16 protein-coding genes are annotated in these 14,246 nt (G+C 67.1%); 12 read left to right on the forward strand and 4 right to left on the reverse strand.

Annotation, left to right across the window (positions count from 1 at the left end):
- Window positions 1-15 precede the first annotated feature (15 nt).
- Both B0920_RS05665 and B0920_RS05670 read left to right on the forward strand, forming a co-directional pair.
- On the forward strand, window positions 16-264 hold the full coding sequence (locus tag B0920_RS05665; protein WP_078031572.1) for a DUF1272 domain-containing protein: 249 nt from the start codon (window positions 16-18) through the stop codon (window positions 262-264).
- Window positions 265-277: 13 nt separating this feature from the next.
- Entirely contained in the window at window positions 278-691 is a 414-nt protein-coding gene (locus tag B0920_RS05670; RefSeq protein WP_078033303.1) for a MarR family winged helix-turn-helix transcriptional regulator, read from the forward strand.
- 9 nt (window positions 692-700) lie between these two features.
- On the opposite strand, the gene B0920_RS05675 is transcribed toward B0920_RS05670, so the two are convergent.
- Together B0920_RS05675 and hmgA are read right to left on the reverse strand one after the other, a co-directional pair.
- Window positions 701-2,035, reverse strand: a complete 1,335-nt coding sequence (locus B0920_RS05675; RefSeq protein WP_078031573.1) for a hemolysin family protein — start codon at window positions 2,033-2,035, stop codon at window positions 701-703.
- A 119-nt stretch (window positions 2,036-2,154) separates the two neighbouring features.
- Window positions 2,155-3,438 (reverse strand): homogentisate 1,2-dioxygenase, encoded by a 1,284-nt coding sequence (gene hmgA, locus B0920_RS05680; protein ID WP_078031574.1) that lies wholly within the window; start codon window positions 3,436-3,438, stop codon window positions 2,155-2,157.
- Window positions 3,439-3,614: 176 nt separating this feature from the next.
- Here hmgA and B0920_RS05685 point away from each other — a divergent pair, with 176 nt between their 5' ends.
- The 5 genes from B0920_RS05685 to B0920_RS05705 all read left to right on the forward strand — a co-directional run bounded on the left by B0920_RS05685 (window position 3,615) and on the right by B0920_RS05705 (window position 8,048).
- Window positions 3,615-4,520 (forward strand): LysR family transcriptional regulator, encoded by a 906-nt coding sequence (locus B0920_RS05685; RefSeq protein ID WP_078031575.1) that lies wholly within the window; start codon window positions 3,615-3,617, stop codon window positions 4,518-4,520.
- A gap of 122 nt (window positions 4,521-4,642) precedes the next feature.
- Window positions 4,643-5,737: a 4-hydroxyphenylpyruvate dioxygenase gene (gene hppD, locus B0920_RS05690; RefSeq protein WP_078031576.1), complete on the forward strand. Its 1,095-nt coding sequence runs from the start codon at window positions 4,643-4,645 to the stop codon at window positions 5,735-5,737.
- A gap of 82 nt (window positions 5,738-5,819) precedes the next feature.
- Window positions 5,820-6,182 (forward strand): CidA/LrgA family protein, encoded by a 363-nt coding sequence (locus tag B0920_RS05695; protein ID WP_078031577.1) that lies wholly within the window; start codon window positions 5,820-5,822, stop codon window positions 6,180-6,182.
- Complete coding sequence (locus tag B0920_RS05700) at window positions 6,175-6,912, forward strand: LrgB family protein (RefSeq protein WP_078031578.1); 738 nt, start codon at window positions 6,175-6,177, stop codon at window positions 6,910-6,912. Before B0920_RS05695 ends, B0920_RS05700 begins: the two co-directional genes overlap by 8 nt.
- Before the next feature lie 104 nt (window positions 6,913-7,016).
- Window positions 7,017-8,048 (forward strand): patatin-like phospholipase family protein, encoded by a 1,032-nt coding sequence (locus B0920_RS05705; protein ID WP_078031579.1) that lies wholly within the window; start codon window positions 7,017-7,019, stop codon window positions 8,046-8,048.
- A 21-nt stretch (window positions 8,049-8,069) separates the two neighbouring features.
- Here B0920_RS05705 and B0920_RS05710 read toward each other — a convergent pair whose 3' ends face one another.
- Entirely contained in the window at window positions 8,070-8,666 is a 597-nt protein-coding gene (locus tag B0920_RS05710) for a hemerythrin domain-containing protein (RefSeq protein ID WP_078031580.1), read from the reverse strand.
- Between the two features lie 355 nt (window positions 8,667-9,021).
- Here B0920_RS05710 and B0920_RS05715 point away from each other — a divergent pair, with 355 nt between their 5' ends.
- From B0920_RS05715 to B0920_RS05735, 5 genes are all read left to right on the forward strand, one after another.
- On the forward strand, window positions 9,022-10,029 hold the full coding sequence (locus B0920_RS05715; protein WP_078031581.1) for a manganese catalase family protein: 1,008 nt from the start codon (window positions 9,022-9,024) through the stop codon (window positions 10,027-10,029).
- A gap of 60 nt (window positions 10,030-10,089) precedes the next feature.
- Entirely contained in the window at window positions 10,090-10,998 is a 909-nt protein-coding gene (locus B0920_RS05720; RefSeq protein WP_078031582.1) for a ZIP family metal transporter, read from the forward strand.
- Window positions 10,999-11,084: 86 nt separating this feature from the next.
- Window positions 11,085-11,663 carry a TetR/AcrR family transcriptional regulator gene (locus B0920_RS05725; RefSeq protein WP_078031583.1) on the forward strand — a complete coding sequence of 193 codons (579 nt, stop codon included), beginning with the start codon at window positions 11,085-11,087 and terminating at the stop codon, window positions 11,661-11,663.
- 126 nt (window positions 11,664-11,789) lie between these two features.
- On the forward strand, window positions 11,790-12,491 hold the full coding sequence (locus B0920_RS05730) for an SDR family oxidoreductase (protein ID WP_078031584.1): 702 nt from the start codon (window positions 11,790-11,792) through the stop codon (window positions 12,489-12,491).
- Between the two features lie 195 nt (window positions 12,492-12,686).
- Window positions 12,687-13,592, forward strand: coding sequence for a flagellin (locus B0920_RS05735; RefSeq protein WP_078031585.1), 906 nt, complete (start codon window positions 12,687-12,689; stop codon window positions 13,590-13,592).
- 122 nt (window positions 13,593-13,714) lie between these two features.
- On the opposite strand, the gene B0920_RS05740 is transcribed toward B0920_RS05735, so the two are convergent.
- Entirely contained in the window at window positions 13,715-14,245 is a 531-nt protein-coding gene (locus B0920_RS05740; RefSeq protein WP_078031586.1) for a dihydrofolate reductase family protein, read from the reverse strand.
- Window position 14,246: the final 1 nt, after the last annotated feature.

Raw genomic sequence — 14,246 nt, forward strand, 5'->3', positions numbered from 1 at the left:
CATCAAGGAGAAAACATGCTGCAGATGCGCCCCAACTGCGAGTGCTGCGACAAGGACCTGCCCGCGGAAGCGCCGGGAGCGATGATCTGTTCCTTTGAATGCACCTTCTGCACCGACTGCGTGAGCGGCGTGCTTGGTGGCCGCTGCCCGAATTGCGGCGGCGGCCTGGTTGCCCGTCCGACGCGGGCGCTGGAAAAGCTGGCGAACAATCCGGCTTCCACCACCCGCGTGCTGAAGGCGGGCGGCTGCAAGCTGGCCGCCTAGGGTGATCGACGCCATGGCCGAGACGCTCAGCACCGGCTTTTGCCTGCGCCTGGCCGGCGCCTATGCCACGCTGACGGCGCGCCTGGACAAGGCCCTCGGCGCCCATCACGGGATCGGCTTCGCCGACTACCGGCTGCTGCTGGAATTGCAGCGCGCCGAAGATGGCCGGCTCGGCCGCGAAGAACTGGCGCGGCGCCTGGGCCTCCCGGTGGCCGGCGCGCTGCGCCTGCTGCTGCCGCTCGAGAAGATCGGCCTAGTGACGCGCGCCGCCGGCGTCGCCGCGCTGACCCCGGCCGGCGCCGAACTGGTGGGCAACGCCACCGTGGTGGTCGACAACGTCAGCCGCTACGCGCTGGGCAACTATGGCAGGCCGCAGCTGGAGGAAACCTCGGGCCTGCTGGAGCGCATCGCCGCCGGGCCGCGCTGAGCGCGCGACTCAGCGCTCTAGCTGTTCCCCGGCGGGCTGCGAGGGAGGATCGCGCCGCTGCAGCAGAATGCGGTCGATGCGGTTGCCGTCCATGTCCACTACTTCAAAGCAGTAACCGCCCCACTCGAAGGATTCGGCCACCTTGGGAATGTAGCCGAGCTGGAACAGCACGAAGCCGGCCAGCGTGTGGTAGGCGTCGCTTTCCTCGCCCGGGAAATCCATCTGGATGCCGAGCAGGTCGCGGAAGCGGTCGAGGGTCATGCCGCCGTCGAGTAGCCAGCTGCCGTCCTGGCGCTGCACCGCGTCTGGGTCGTGCTCCTCGCCGATGGCGACGTCGTCGCCGACGAGGGCGCCCATCACGTCGCTGAGGGTGACCATGCCCTGGATGTCGCCGTACTCGTCGACGATCAGGGCCAGCTCGGCCCGGTTCTTCTTGAACGACTCCAGCAAGGCCATGGCGCTCACGGTCTCGGGCACGTAGAGCAGAGGCTGGACCGCGGCGTCGAGGTCGATGGCGTCGAGCGCGCCGCCGCGCACGGCCTGGGCAAACAGGTCGCGCACCATGATGTAGCCGATGATATGGGCGCGGTCGCCCTTGTACACGGGGAAGCGGCTGTAAGGGTGGTCGGCCACCAGTTCGAGGATCCTGCCGCGCTCGGCCTCGAGATCGATCATGACCAGGTCGACGCGCGGCGTCATCAGGGCCTTCAGGTGGCGGTCGTCCAGGCGCAGGGCGCGCGAGACGATGTCGTATTCGGTCTTCTCGAACACGCCGGCGTCGGTGCCTTCCTTGATCATGCCGGCGATGTCTTCCTCGGTCGGCGTCTCGTCCTTGCCGTGGCGGATGCCGATCAGGCGCACGATGGCCTCGGTGGTCAGCGAGAGCACCTTGACGAAGGGGGCCATCGCGGCCGACAGGAAGCGCAGCGGCGGCGCGATCAGGGTGGCCATCGTCTCCGGATACTGCATGGCAATGCGCTTGGGAACGAGTTCGCCCAGGATGATGGAGGCGAAGGTGATCGCCACCACCACGATGGCCAGTGCGATCTCGCGCGCATAGGGCGCCAGCGGCTCCACGCCCGCGATCTGGGGCGTCAGGCGCGAGACCATGGAGGCCTCGCCGAAGGCGCCGTTGAAGATGCCGATCAGGGTGATCCCGACCTGGACGGTGGAAAGGAAGTGACTGGGATTGTCGGAGAGCTTGAGCGCGGCGCGTGCGCCGCGGCTGCCTTCTTCCGCGCGCCGCTCGAGGCGCATGCGCTTGGCGGAAACGAGCGCGAGCTCGCTCATGGCGAACACCCCGTTCAGGAGGATCAGAACGAGGATGATCAATATGTCTGTCATACAGGGGGAATTTCGGGGCCAGCGCCCTCTATCGGACTCAACCGGGCCGTGGCCGGGCACGCCACGATGGCGCACAGCGCATCATCGCATGCCCGGGGAAGGAGGGGAACACGAATGGTTTACTGTTCTGGTCGGAAATACTTACGGATGCCGGCCCAGCATTGCTGGTAATGGCCCTGGCGCTGGGGCGACTGCTGCGCGTACTCGGTCGGCACTAGCACCGTGCGGGTCTCGAACATGAAGGCCATGGTGTCGGCCACCTTGTGCGGCTGGCTGGTGTCGGCGCCGCTGGCCTTGTCGAAGGTGGCGGCGTCCGGGCCGTGGCCGCTCATGCAGTTGTGCAGGCTGGCGCCGCCCGGGACGAAGCCCTCGGCCTTGGCGTCGTAGGCGCCGTGGATCAGGCCCATGAACTCGCTCGCCACGTTGCGGTGGAACCAGGGCGGGCGGAAGGTGTCTTCGCCGACCAGCCAGCGCGGCGGGAAGATCACGAAGTCGAGGGTGTCCACGCCCGGGGTGTCGGAAGGCGCCTGCAGCACCAGGAAGATCGACGGATCCGGGTGGTCGTAGCTGATCGAGCCGATGGTGTTGAAGTGGCGCAGGTCGTACTTGTACGGCGCATAGTTGCCGTGCCAGGCCACCACGTCGAGCGGCGAATGGTCGATGGCGGCGCGCCACAGGCGGCCGCAGAACTTGGCGACCAGCTCGAAATCGCCCTCGAGGTCCTCGTACCGGGCCACCGGAGTCAGGAAGTCGCGCGGGTTGGCGAGGCCGTTCGAGCCGATTGGCCCCAGGTCCGGCAGGCGCAGCAGGGCGCCGAAGTTCTCGCAGATGTAGCCGCGCGCCTGGCCGTCCGGCAGGCTGACGGCGAAGCGCACGCCGCGCGGGATCACGGCGATCTCGTGCGGTTCGAGTTCGACCAGGCCCAGCTCGGTGGCGATCGACAGGCGCCCCAGCTGGGGCACGATCAGCAGTTCGCCGTCGGCGCTGTAGAAATAACGGCCGTCCATGTCGCGGTTGGCGGCATAGAGGTGGATGGCGCAGCCGTGCATCGCCTCGGGCGAGCCGTTGCCGGCCATGGTCACCCAGCCCTCGATGAAGTCGGTCGGCGCGGTGGGGATCGGCAGCGGGCTCCAGCGCATCTGGTCGGGCGGGGCCGGGTTGTCGAAGCGGCTCACGATGCGGCCGGCGTCCATCGGCGCGAAGGCGCCGTGGACCGCGGCCGGCCGGATGCGGTACAGCCAGGAGCGGCGGTTGTGGCTGCGCGGCGCGGTGAAGGCCGTGCCCGAGATCTGCTCGGCATACAGGCCGTGGGCCACCCGCTGCGGCGAATTACGGTGCAGCGGCAGGGCGCCGGGCAGGGCTTCGGTGGCGAATTCGTTGCCGAAACCGGACTGGTAGCTCATGCTGGATTCTCCTGATCGTGAAGGCTTCGGCGCCAACTCTAGAAGAATTCGACATATTTTACGAGATGAATAGAAAAATGTAGACTATTTATCACCTGAATATTGCTATTCGCCCGACTGCGTGCGGCAGACAATGCCTGCGCTGTGCCGGGCGGATCCGGCGCCCTCTACCAGCCATGATCGAACCGCATACCATTGACCTGAACCTGTTGTCCGTGTTCCAGGAAGTCTACCGGGAGCGCCAGATCTCGTCCGCCGCCAAGCGCCTCGGGCTGTCACAGTCGGCGGTGAGCAACGCCCTGGCGCGGCTGCGGCGCAGCTTCGGCGACGAACTGTTCGTGCGTACCGCCGCGGGCATGCAGCCGACGCCGCTGGCCCTGCAGATGGCCGAGCCGATCGGTGTGGCAATGGCCCAGGTGGCGCTGGCGCTCAACCAGCGCAGCCGCTTCGACCCGGCCACCAGCACCCGGCGCTTCACGCTGGCAATGACCGACGTCGGCGAGATCTATTTCATGCCGATTCTGTCCGAGCGCTGCCGGCAACTGGCGCCCGGGGTGCAGCTCTCCTCGCTGCGCGCCGGCACGGTGAACCTGAAGGAGGAGATGGAGGGCGGCAGGGTGGACCTGGCGATAGGGCCTTTCGAGGACGTCTCGGAAGCGCTGTACCAGCGCCACCTGTTCCGCCAGCCCTACGTGACGATGTTCCGCAAGGGCCATCCGCTCGGGCGGGGCGAACTGACGCTGGAGCGCTTCGTGCGCGCCGAGCACCTGCTGGTCGATTCGAGCGAAAGCCCCTACGACCGCATCAACGTCTTGCTGGCGCGCGCCGGGATCGGTCCGGCGGTGCGCTACCGGGTGCCGCATTTCACCGCGGTGCCCTATATCGTCGGAAGCAGCGAGCTGGTGGTGACCGTGCCCCAGAAGCTGGCCGAGCGCGCCGCCGGGCCCTTCGGGCTGGAGTGGGCGACGCCGCCGCTCGAGCTGCCGCTGCTGCAGACCCATGTGTTCTGGCACCGGCGCTACAACCAGGACCCGGGCAACCAGTGGCTGCGCGGATTGCTGGCGGAAGTCTTCGCCGAATGACTACAATAACGGCCGTGCGGGACGGATCCCCGCGCAGCCCATGCGGAACCAGCACTACGCCGCCCGGCCAACCGCCAGCGCGGCGAACGATGACCTAACCCAAGTCAACAAAGGAAGAGAATATGGCAGACCTGTTTGAGAACCCCATGGGCCTGATGGGCTTCGAGTTCGTCGAGTTCGCATCGCCCACGCCGGGCGTGCTGGAGCCGGTGTTCGAGGCGCTCGGTTTCACCAAGGTGGCGCGCCACCGCTCGAAGGACGTGACCCTGTACCGCCAGGGCGAGATCAACTTCATCATCAACAACGAGCCCAAGAGCTACGCCGCCTATTTCGCCGCCGAGCACGGCCCCTCGGCCTGCGGCATGGCCTTCCGCGTCAAGGATTCGCACAAGGCCTACGCCCGCGCGCTGGAACTGGGCGCCCAGGCGGTCGAGATCCCGACCGGCCCGATGGAACTGCGCCTGCCGGCCATCAAGGGCATCGGCGGCGCGCCGCTCTACCTGATCGACCGCTTCGAGGATGGCAAGTCGATCTATGACATCGACTTCGAATTCCTGGACGGCGTCGAGCGCCACCCGGTGGGCCATGGCCTGAAGATCATCGATCACCTGACCCACAACGTCTACCGCGGCCGCATGAGCTACTGGGCCGGCTTCTACGAGAAGCTGTTCAACTTCAAGGAAATCCGCTACTTCGACATCAAGGGCGAGTACACCGGCCTGACCTCGCGCGCCATGACCGCGCCGGACGGCAAGATCCGCATTCCGCTGAACGAGGAAGGCAAGGCGGGCGGCGGCCAGATCGAGGAATTCCTGATGCAGTTCAACGGCGAAGGCATCCAGCACATCGCCCTGCTGACCGACGACCTGATGGCGACCGTGGACGGCCTGCGCGCCGCCGGCGTGCCCCTGATGAGCGCTCCGCCTGAAACCTATTACGAGATGCTGGACGAGCGCGTGCCTGGCCATGGCGAGAACGCCGCCGAGCTCAGGAAGCGCGGGCTGCTGCTGGACGGCGCGGTCAAGGACGGCCAGCCGCGCCTGCTGCTGCAGATTTTCTCGGAGACCCAGCTCGGCCCGGTGTTCTTCGAGTTCATCCAGCGCAAGGGCGACGACGGCTTCGGCGAAGGCAACTTCAAGGCCTTGTTCGAGTCCATCGAGCGCGACCAGCTCAAGCGCGGCGCGATTCCCGCCGCGGCAGCCCCCGCGGAGGCCTGAGCGACAGCGCTTGCGCCGGATTTGTTATCCTGAGCGTGACGGCGGCCCACCCGGGCCGCTTTTGCATTCGGGAGATGTCGATATGTTGGCTGCGTTCGCGGTCTTGCTGGTGTGCCAGTGCCTGGGCGAAGGCCTCGTTTTCCTGCTCGGCTTGCCGATCCCCGGACCTGTCGCCGGGATGCTGCTCCTGATGGCGGCCCTGGTGATCCGGCCCCAGCTCCAGACCCTGGTCGAGCAGGCCGCCAACACCCTGTTGTCCCATTTGTCCCTGCTGTTCGTGCCGGCCGGCGTCGGCATCGTGGCGGCCGCGGCCAGCGGCAGCGGCCACTGGCTGGCGATCATCGTCTCGGTGCTGGCGAGCACCGTGCTGACCCTGGGCGTCACTGGCCTGATCCTGCGCGGCATGGGCGAGGACGGCGCGGCCGGGAAGGGCGGCGATGCTTGATTTTTCCGAACTCGGCCACTTCTGGGTCTACCTCTCGGCCTCGCCGCTGCTGGGCCTGACCGTGACCCTGTGCGCCTACCTGCTGGCGCAATGGATTTCCGCCCGCTGCAAGGGTGCGCCGCTGGCCAATCCGGTCGCCATCGCGATCGCGCTCATCGTGCTGGTGCTGTGGCTGTTCGGCATGTCCTACCAGCGTTACTTCGCCGGCGCCCAGTTCGTCCACTTCCTGCTCGGCCCGGCCACCGTGGCGCTGGCGGTGCCCCTGGTGCGCCAGCTTCCGCGCCTGCGCCGCCACTTGGCGCCGGTCGCGACGGCCCTGCTGGCCGGCTGCGTCACCGCGATCCTCAGCACCGTGTGCCTGGCGCTGCTGCTAGGGGCGACGCCCGAGCTCGCTGCCACCCTCGGCCCCAAGTCGGCCACCTCGCCGATCGCGATGGCGGTGTCGGAAAGACTGGGCGGCATTCCCGCCTTCACCGCGGTGGCGGTGATCGGCACCGGCATCTTCGGCGCCGTGGTCGCGCGGTACGTGTTCGCACCGCTTCGGATCCGCTCGCATGCGGCGCGTGGCTTCGCCCTCGGCCTGACCTCGCACGGGATCGGCACCGCGCGCGCTTTCCAGGTGAGCGCCGAGATGGGCGCCTTCGCTGGCCTGGCGATGGGCCTGAACGGCGCGCTGACGGCCTTGCTTGCGCCCTGGCTGGTGCCGCTGCTGCTGGGCTGGTTCGCCTGAGGCGGGGCGTCCGAAAGGGACTTTTGTATAGGCGCGGCAATGCTGCGCCGCACAATCCATCAAGTGACTAGACTCGGCGACATTCAATTTGCCTGGAGTCTGGTGTGACCACTTACAAGAACATTTCCCTCGGCCTGCAAGGCGGGGGCACCTTCGGCGCTTTCGGCTGGGGCGTACTCGATCGCCTGTTGCAGGAAGAGTGGCTGAACATCGAAGCCCTGAGCGGGACCAGCGCGGGCGCGATCAACGCCGTGGTGCTGGCAGACGGCTATGCGCGCGGGGGCGGGCGCCAAGGAGCCCGCCGCGCGCTGGACCGCTTCTGGCGCACCCTGGGGCAGGCGGCCCTGCTCACGCCGCTGCAGCGCACGCCGCTCGACCACCTGGCCGGCGGCTATACCATCGAACACTCGCCCATGTACCAGATGCTGGAAATGGCGGGCGCGCTGGCGGGCCCGGTCATGGAGACGCCGCTCACCCTGAATCCCTTGCGCAACCTGCTCACCGCCCTGGTCGACTTCGAGCGCGTGAGGGACTGCGAGGAGCTGGAACTGTGCATCATGGCGACCAATGTGCGCACCGGCGCCGGCAAGCTGTTCCGGCGACACGAACTGGATCCGCAAAAGGTGCTCGCCTCGGCCTGCCTGCCGACCGTGTTCGCGGCGGTGGAGGTGGACGGGGAGACCTACTGGGACGGCAGCTTCGTGGCCAACCCGCCGCTGTCGCCGCTGATCGAACATGCCGCCGCGCGCGACCTGGTGATCGTGCAGAACAACCCGATCGCACGCCAGGACCTGCCGCGCAATATGGCGGACATCAGCAACCGCGCCAACGAGATCGCCTTCAACATCAGCTTCATCCGCGAAGTGAGCGCCTTGCAACACCTGAACGGGGTGCCGGACGAGTTGCGCGGCGCGTATGCCATGCATGATCCGGTACGCCTGCACCTGATCAGCGGCAATCACAAGCTGTCGGAGTTCAAGATCTCGGCGAAGTTCAACCCGGAGATGGGTTTCCTGCAGCGCCTGCACGATCTCGGCGTCGAGACCGCCCAGGCCTGGCTGAGGGCGCACGCCCAGGACCTGGGCGTGCGCACGACCCTCGACCCGACGCCCGTCTACTTCGCCGACAAGGAGTAGACGGCGTCGCCGGTAGTCGGCTCAGACCGGATTCGACTTCCAGGTCTTCTTCGGTCCCAGCGCCTTGGCGGCGAACAGGGCGCTGGCCAGGCCCACCACCATGGCGGCGGTGCTGCCCGAGAAGCCGACAAAGTGCTCCTTGGCCAGCTTGCCGGCCTTCGGCCCCACCAGCTGCATGCGGCGCTTGGTCATGTGCGCGCCCATCTCGGACAGCGCCTGGCGGCTGAAGATCGCTTCGGCCTGGGGCAGCAGCTTGGTTTCCTCGTCCGCCACGTGGTGGATGACGTCGCGCATCAGTTCCATCACCAGGTCGTCGTGGCGCGGATCGCTGCCGCTGGTACGGCGCAGTTCGGCAATGACGCGGCGCATCTCGTTGTGCTCGGGCTCGGCCTTGTGCACGAAGGGTTCCTTGGCGTCGCGCGCACGCATGGCCGGGTAGAAGATTTCTTCTTCGAGGGTGGCGTGGATCTCGAGCGCATCGCAGATGGTGTCGGCCAGGGCTTTCTTGACCGTGGGACGCTTGTCGCGCGAATACTGGTGGAAGGTGACCATGGTGTGCGAATGGTCGAAACGGATCATGTCCGTGATGGTCGGGCTTAGCTGTTTAAGAGAAAACATGGTCGTTCTCCTTCTTGGTGGTTTGGCCGGCATGGCGGGCGCGCGGACGCGTACCCGGCCGGCGGATCAGGCTTTCATGCTAGGTGCTTTCTCATGCAAGGCGCGCACGATTACCCCACGTCCAGTAAGGGATTTCCGTCGCGAACCAAACCCTGATTCGCCACTGAAAGTTTCTTAACGTGGCTTTACACCATGTCAAATATGTCCTACAGCGAGACAAGCGCGCACCTGATGACTCAGGCCGTCCATGCAAGGAAGATGGACGTGTTCGGCTGTCGCTTGCGGCGGCCACGGTGCCGGCTGCGTGCGCAGGACGCGCAGCGGCCGGCTTGATTCTTCAACGGAGGGACACGGTATGTTTGCACACAATAAACGCTTGCAGTACACGGTGCGCGTCAACGAGCCGAATCCGGCGCTGGCCAACCTGATGCTCGAGCAGTTCGGCGGCCCGCAGGGCGAGCTCGCCGCGGCGATGCGCTACTTCACCCAGGCCGTCAGCGAAGACGATCCGGGCCGCAAGGACATGCTGCTCGACATCGCCACCGAGGAGCTCAGCCACCTCGAGGTGATCGGCCACATCGTCGCCATGCTCAACAAGGGCAACAAGGGCCGCCTGGCCGAAGCCGTCGACACCGAAGCCGAGATGTACAAGGCCATCACCGGCCCGGGCAACGACAGCCACATCACCCAGGTCCTGTACGGCGCCGGCACGCCGCTGATCAATTCGGCAGGCGTGCCCTGGACCGCCGCCTACATCGACACCATCGGCGAGCCGACCGCCGACCTGCGTTCCAACATCGCCGCCGAGTCGCGCGCCAAGATCGTCTACGAGCGCCTGATCGCGCTCACCGACGATCCGGGCGTCAAGGATGCGCTGACCTTCCTGATGACGCGCGAAGTGGCGCACCAGAAGTCCTTCGAGAAGGCGCTGTACGCCATCGAGCCCAACTTCCCCCCGGGGAAAATGCCTGCCGACCCGCGCTTCGCCAGCGTGTACTACAACATGTCGCAAGGTCCGGGCGAGATGCGCGGACCGTGGAACCAGGGCGCGGACTGGGATTTCGTCAGCGACCGCGAGAAGCAGATGGCGGTGGACGGCGGTTCCGGCGAAGCCGAAGTGGCGCTGCCGGCCGACGACATCGACGTGCTCAAGCAGATGGCGCTGCGCACCCAGTCGAACCCGGCTTCCTCGCCGCGTACCGGCGCAGAGCTCGGCATGAGCATGCAGAACGCTTCCGGTGGTACCATGGCTGGGTCATCGGGCAATGCGATGGGCGAACCGACTGTCGCCACCAAGGGCGGCAAGCTGGATGACACCGGCCTGAGCAACCCGATGGGCAGCAAGAAGTCCCTCAAGAAGTAAGCGGCGGCGCAAGGCGCGATCCGGATGCTTCCGGCCGCGCCCGCGCCGACAGGAGACGCCATGAACTTCAGGACGGAGAAGGCCGACGGCGCCCGCTCCCTGCCGCGCTGGCTGACGGCGCGGCGGGTGGTCGGTTTCCTCATCTGCGCCGTGGGCTGCTTGATCCTGCTCGGCAGCCTCGTCGAGCAAATCATGAACGCCAACCCCAAGATGCACGCGGCCCTGCTGGGCGGTGGCACCGCGGCGGCGGCGACCGCGCTCGGGACCTGGCCGGTCTTGCTGGCGCAAAATTTCTCCAAACGCAGCTACGACTGTTTCCTCGGCTTTGGCGCGGGCGTGATGCTCGGCGCCACGGCTTTTTCGCTCGTCATTCCGGCGATTAACGCCGCCAAGGGCGCGGGCGCCGGCAACTGGGAAGCCAGCCTGATGGCGGGCGCCGGCATCATGGCCGGGGCCGGCGCGATCATGCTGCTGGGCCGCGCGGTCCAGCCCGAAGGCGTGCTCGGCCGTGACGTGGACGGCGTCTCGCTGCGCCGCGCCTGGCTGTTCATCTGGGCGGTAGCCCTGCACAACCTGCCGGAAGGGCTGGCGATCGGCGTCGCCTATGCCGGCATCGACATCGAAAAAGCGCACTCGCTCACCACCGGCATCTCGATCCAGGACGTGCCGGAAGGCCTCGTCGTCGCGCTGGCCCTGCGTACCGTCGGCTATGGACGCCTGACCGCGGTGGGCATGGGCGCGCTGTCCGGCGTGGTCGAACCGATCGCCGCCGCCTTCGGCGTGGCCCTGATCGGCATCTCGGCCGGAATGCTGCCTTTCGCGCTGGCGGCGGCGGGCGGGGCCATGCTGCTGGTGATCGTGCACGACGTGGTGCCCGAAAGCCACCGGAACGGCCACGCAACCCCGGCCAGCATCGCGCTGGTGGCGGGTTTCATCCTCATGACCATCCTCGATACCGCCTTGTCCTGAAGCATCCGGGGCAGGGCGAAGATTCTCCTTGACTTCGGAATATGATGGGCATAATATGATCATCATCATATTCAGGGAGGGCGATCATGCCGACCCCAACGAAACGTGAACTGACCCACCAACGCATCGTCGATGCCGCCGCGCGCGCCCTGCGCCGCGAGGGTTTCGCCGGCGTCGGCGTGGCGGAAGTGATGAAGCAGGCGGGGCTGACCCACGGCGGCTTCTACGCCCACTTCCCCTCGCGCGAGGCGCTGCTGGCCGAAGCCGTGCAGCGCGCCGCCGAGCACAGGGTGGGCGGCCTGGCCGAGCGCACCCGCGAGCGCATCGCGGCCGGCATTTCTCCCTTGCAGGCCGTGATCGAGACCTATTTGTCCGAAGAACACATGGATGCCACGGAATACGGCTGCCTGGTGGGCGCCCTCGGTTCCGAAATGGCGCGCCAAGGCGACTCCCTGCTGGCGGCATCGCGCGAGCAGGTCGAGCAGCTGGTGGCGCGGGTGGAACAGGTGCTGCCCGAAGGCGCGCCGCCGGGGCAGGCGGTGGCGATCGGCGGGGCGCTGGTGGGCATCCTGCAATTGGCGCGCGTGGCCGGGCGCAATGATGCCGGGCACGCCCTGCTGGCGCAGGGCCGCGAGGCATTGATCGCGCAGTACGTGAAACAGTAAAGCTTTGAATCAGGGGCCGCATTGCGCGGCCTTTTCTTGAGGCCGGAATATGACCATCGTCATATTTTCGGAGGCGCCAGCGGGGCACGGGCCATCCGGACGCCAACACTTTGAAAGGGAAAAGTCATGAAACTCGAAAACGCTACCGTCCTCGTCACCGGCGCCAACCGCGGTCTGGGCGAGGAATTCGCCCGCCAGGCCCTGGCCCGCGGCGCCAAGAAGGTCTATGCCGCCGCCCGCAATCCGTCCACCGTCAAGCTCGAGGGTGTGGTGCCAGTCCAGCTGGACGTCACCGATGCCACCCAGGCCGCCGCGCTGGCCGCCGAGCTCGGCGACGTCGACCTGGTGATCAACAATGCCGGCATCGCCGACCTGATCAAGGTGCTGGAGCAGGACAGCGAGGCGGCGATCCGCCGCATGCTCGACACCAACGTGTTCGGCATCCTGAACGTGTCGCGCGCCTTCGCCCCCGTGCTGGGCCGCAACGGCGGCGGCGCGATCCTGAACGTGCTGTCGGTGGCGAGCTGGATCAGCAGCCCGATGCTGGCCTCCTATGCGGTGACCAAGGCCGCCGCCTGGGGCCTGACCAACGCCCTGCGCAACGAACTGGCCGGCCAGCAGACCCAGGTGCTGGGCCTGCACGTCGGTTTCATCGACACCGACATGACTACCGGCATTGAAGCGCCCAAGCTGAGCAAGGAGAGTGTGGTCGCCGAGACCTTCGCTGCCCTTGAAGCCGGCAAGCCGGAAGTGACCGTGGGCGAGCTGACCCAGATGGTCAAGCGCGGTCTGTCGGCCGAGCCGGGCATCTACACCATTCCACGATAAGCCCCAGGGGGCGGGCAGCGTGGGTACCGAGGGCGTGTCCGAGGTCGCGGCCACTGCCATGTTGCTGCCTCCTGCGCCTGGTGGTGCTTACCCGTCCCGGCGCAGCGCAAAGCACCATATGTTATGCGCGGCGATTGGCGGGAAGGGGAGTGATGTTGTATTATGGAAATGCACTTTGTCAGATGAACATCCCGCATGCTGAGTCTCCATACCAACCGCGCTGCCTTGTCCGCCCAGAACGCCCTCCGGCGCGAGGGGATGGCGTTGGCCGTCTCCCAGAGCCGGCTTGGCACCGGCTTGCGCGTGAACTCGGCGCAGGACGATGCGTCCGGACTGCAGATGGCGATGCGGCTCAAGGCGCAGTCCAGCGGCATGGCGGTCGCCATGCGCAATACGCAGAACAGTGTCTCGATGCTGCAGACCGCCGACGGCCTGCTGGGCGCGATGAGCGCCATGCTGATGCGGATCCAGGACCTCGCGGTCCAGGCCACCGACGGCGCCAGCACGGACGCCGATCGGGTGGCGCTGCACGCGGAGTACGTCCAGCTCAGCAAGGAAGTGCGCCAGACCCTGAACGAGACGCCATATAACGGCAAGCCACTGATCCGCTACACGGTGCCCGCGCCCGGCGTGGCCGATCCCGGCACGCTGGGGGAGGGGCCGCTGAGCTTCCAGACCGGCGCCGACGCGGCCGAGACGGTGACGGTCGACTTCCGTCCCGCCCTGGGCGCGCTCAATGTCTCGCTGTACTACGCGATCGACGACGGTCGCCTCTCCGGCCAGCCGCCGGACGGACCGGGCACCGAGCTGAGCACCGCGACGGCGGCGAACGCCCTGATTGGGCGCATCGGGCAGGCGCTGGACGATCTCGGCGCCGTGCGCGCCCAGGTCGGAGCGACCGGGAATCGCCTGGAGAGCGTGTATCGTAACCTGAGCACCATGCGCGACAACACACGGGCTGCGCAGGGCCGGATCATGGACGCCGATTATGCGGGCGAGACGGCGGCCATGACGGCCAGCCAGATGCTGATGCAGAGCGGCACGGCTATGCTCAGGCAGGCCAACCAGGGGGCGCAACTCGCGCTTTCGCTGCTCCAGTAAACTATCGTCCGGATTCAGGCGGGCGCGTAGCGCAGCCTGATGCTGCCGCAGTAAACCATCGTTCGAGCGCAGGCAAGCGCGTAGCACAGCCTGATGCTGCTCCAGAAAACCATCGTTCGCGCTCAGGCGGGCGCGTAGCGCAGCCTGATCACATCATCGGCGATCCGTTCGTGGGCCAGCAGGCGCAGGGGCGGTCGCGGGCCGGCGAAGTAGGGCGCGCCCTGTCCCAGCACCACCGGGTGCAGGTAGATGCGGTATTCGTCGATCAGGCCCAGTTCGCCGAGACTGCGCGCAAGCACGGGGCCGGCGACCTCGATCCCGCCTTCGTGGGTGGCCTTGATGGCGCGCACGGCCCCGGCGAGGTCCGGGCCGAGCAGGCTGGCGTTGGGGCCGACTTCCTTCAGGGTGCGCGATGCGACCCATTTGTGCTGGCGGCGCCAGGCGACAGCGAAGGCGTGCTCGTCCTCGTTCCATTCGGGGTGGTCTTCGTCCCAGTAACGCATGATCTCGTACATGCGGCGGCCGTAGATGCTGCCGGCCTGGGTGCTGGCTTCTTCGACGAAATGGCGGAACAGGGTGGGGCTGGGAGCGAAGGCATCGTGGTCGACGTAGCCGTCGAGCGACTGGTTCATGCCGAAGACGAGAGTTGCCATG

It is taken from the genome of Massilia sp. KIM (genome assembly GCF_002007115.1).
Lineage (GTDB): Bacteria > Pseudomonadota > Gammaproteobacteria > Burkholderiales > Burkholderiaceae_D > Telluria.